Source organism: Streptomyces sp. NPDC001027 (assembly GCF_040299045.1).
GTDB lineage: Bacteria > Actinomycetota > Actinomycetes > Streptomycetales > Streptomycetaceae > Streptomyces.
Window position 1 is genome coordinate 1 of sequence record NZ_JBEPBI010000473.1, and the last position, 2,845, is coordinate 2,845.

Below are 2,845 nucleotides of genomic sequence, written 5' to 3' on the forward strand. Positions count from 1 at the left end.
GCCCAGCGCGGAGGCCGAGGCGAAGGCCCGCGCGCTGCTGGAGCGCCTGGGCGGAGCGCAGCACGGCTCGCAGACGGCCGCGTAGTGGCGGCGATCTCGGTCGTCTTGGACCACACCACGGCGACCGCTCCGTACGACCCGAAGGAGCCGTTCAACGAGGCGGTCGCCGCGTTCTACGTGCAGGCGTCCGGCGGGCTCGGGAATCTGTCCGCGCCGGCGCTGTCGCTGACGGCCGGCGACACCGAGCGGCCGGGCCTGCTCGGCTGCATCAAGGGGCTGCGGTTCATCCGGATCGAGGCGTTCGACGCCGACGCAGCCGTCACCGCCACCGGACTGCTGCGGTTCGGGCACTCGTGGGCCGCCGTCCACGCCGTCCACGCGGCCCGGCCCTCCGCCGCCCATCCGGCCGGGCGGTTCCTCCTCACGCTGACGCCCAAGGCGTACGCGGGCACCGGTGTCCAGGCGGTCCACCCCGGCCAGTAGCCGTCACCGGCTCTGGTCCGGCCGCCGCCGCGTGTTTAAGCCGGGACAGGTGGGTCAGAGACCGGTCCCCCGCCTCACTCGGCGCGCCGTCCGACACGCAGCACGCTCAGATAGCGGCGTGATGCTCGGTCGCCCAGCCGCGTGCGGATGCGCTCGGCGATGGCATCGAGCAGGGGCTCGCGGACATCGCGGTCCAGCCTCCGATACAGCGACTGCGAGCGAAGGAGATCGGCAAAGCCCTCCCCGTCGAACCACTGAACGGTTGGATACCAGCGCACCATCGTCGGGCCGAACAACCCTCCGGGATCCTCGACCAGGCCCCAGCCCTCGTCGGCGCCGCGCACGTCTTCTTCGAGTGGCGGATGACCCCACTCAGGGTTCCCGGGACAGAACCGCTCGTGTAGGTCAGCAGTCTCGGCATACACCTCCGGCTCTCCCGGCCGACGGACAACGACGTGGCCGAACAGTGCCATCCAGCCTCCGGGATGGAGCATGTCGTGCGCTCGCTGCCAGCCGATCGACGGGTCGACCCAGTGCCACGACGACGCGGCCACGAGGACATCGAAGCGTCGATCGCGGTCGTCCCACTCCTCAAACGTCGATGTCTCGACTGCGACGTTACGGAAGGAGGCGATCCGGTGGCGAGCGAGTGCGGCCATGTCTGCGCCCGGCTCGACGGCGGTCACTGAGCATCCGAGCGCTGCCAACGAGCGCGTCGCTTGACCGGTACCGCAGCCCACCTCCAGCACCGACGACCTGTCGTCCAAGCCGGTGACGGCGACAAGTTCCGCGAACAGCTCGTCGGGGTATCCAGGCCGGACCCGGTCGTAGAGTTCCGGCGCCTCGTTGAACACCCGGCCGAGGTCGCGTGGGTTCGGGCGCATCTGAGGGTCGTTAGTCACGAGCGCACAAACTATGAGGCTCGTCCGTGGAAAGCCACTGGTTCACCGGCAGTAACTGACCTGCTGCCGCCAGCAGTTCGGAGAAGTCACCAGGCCGAAGCTGTCGCGCCGGACAAGTCGTTCGGGGCGCCGCACACCTCCGCCAGAGAGCCTCGAGCCCCCGGTAGGAGCTGTGGCCCTCCGTCTTGTCATGGACCGCACGGGGCCGTCGGCCGGGCGGCCGCCTTGCGTCTGGTGACCTTCGCGTCCCGGTCCGGGCTCACACTCGCCGCCCCGCCCTCTCGGCCTGGCGCTAAATCGGATGTGCGTGCGGCGCGGAGTTGTTAGGTTCGCCGTGTGCCGAAGCTGAATCAGATCATCGCAGTCGAAAAGGGCGTCAAGTCCAAGGCTCTCCAGGAGCTCACCCAGGCTCACCAGGACGTGCAGAAGCCTGCCCTGCTGGCCGGCATCTCCCGGACCTACCAGCCCAAGGACGAAGAGGGCGAGCAGCTGCCGCCCGAGTCCACGCGGGTACAGATCAAGGCCGAGGACGCTCTGCGGACGACCGCCGGGACGCTGACGCGGCTGTTCGACGTGACCGCGACGAAGGACTGGGCGAACCGGTCCGCGGTCGCGGACGTGGTGGTCGACGGCACGGTGCTGTTGCCCCAGGTGCCTGTCCCGTACCTGTTGTTCCTGGAGAAGCAACTCACCGACCTGCACACCTTCGTGCGCAAGCTGCCGGTGCTCGACGCCTCCGAGTCGTGGAACCTGGACCCTTCGACGGACTCGTGGAAGACGGACCCGGTGCGGACCATCCGCACGAAGAAGGTTCCGCGCAACCATGTGAAGGCCGAGGCCACGGAGAAGCACCCGGCGCAGGTCGAGGTGTACTACGAGGACGTCCCGGTCGGTTACTGGACCACGGTGAAGTTCTCCGGCGCGCTGCCCGCCCGGCGGGTCAACGAGCTCCTCGACCGCGTCGAGAAGCTCCAGCAGTCCGTCAAGTTCGCCCGCGAGGAGGCGAACAGCACCGAGGTCACCGACCAGCGGGTCGGAGATGCGGTATTCGGCTACCTCTTCCGGTAGCCCCCACATACGCCCTCCGTCGCGAGCGGGGGGTGCGCGATGAGCGCAAGCTGAAACTGATGTTGAAGCTGATGAAGGGGTGTCAGTTGGGGGTTCGAATCCCTCTCCCCGCACCACGTGCGGGGGTGGCCCAAGCCTGGCAGAGGCGGCCCCATGAAACTCAGATTCTCGCTCCAGTCTCAGTATTCGCCGCCGAACACCGGATCGACCGAGCGTGGGCGAACGTCGACGGATGGGGGTTCAAGTCCCCCCGGCGCCTCTCTCGTGGCGCTGTAGTTCAAAGGCAGAACACGTCGATCTCAACATGACCCGCGGTTCTTAAACGCCGTCGGTGTGCGCAAATGGGTGGCAAGCTGGAGCCCGGGAGCTGGACATGCTCCCGGGCTCCGTCA

Annotated in this window: 3 protein-coding genes; 2 read left to right on the top strand and 1 reads right to left on the bottom strand. The window is 68.2% G+C overall.

Going from position 1 to position 2,845, the window contains the following annotated elements:
• Positions 1-84 precede the first annotated feature (84 nt).
• On the top strand, positions 85-483 hold the full coding sequence (locus tag ABT300_RS42905; RefSeq protein WP_351688278.1) for a PIN domain-containing protein: 399 nt from the start codon (positions 85-87) through the stop codon (positions 481-483).
• Positions 484-557: 74 nt separating this feature from the next.
• Here ABT300_RS42905 and ABT300_RS42910 read toward each other — a convergent pair whose 3' ends face one another.
• The gene (locus ABT300_RS42910) at positions 558-1,385 is read right to left on the bottom strand and encodes a class I SAM-dependent methyltransferase (RefSeq protein ID WP_351688280.1); all 828 of its coding nucleotides are present in this window, start codon (positions 1,383-1,385) and stop codon (positions 558-560) included.
• A 336-nt stretch (positions 1,386-1,721) separates the two neighbouring features.
• On the opposite strand from ABT300_RS42910, the gene ABT300_RS42915 reads away from it, so the two are divergent.
• The gene (locus ABT300_RS42915; protein WP_351688282.1) at positions 1,722-2,453 is read left to right on the top strand and encodes a DUF7873 family protein; all 732 of its coding nucleotides are present in this window, start codon (positions 1,722-1,724) and stop codon (positions 2,451-2,453) included.
• Positions 2,454-2,845 lie beyond the last annotated feature (392 nt).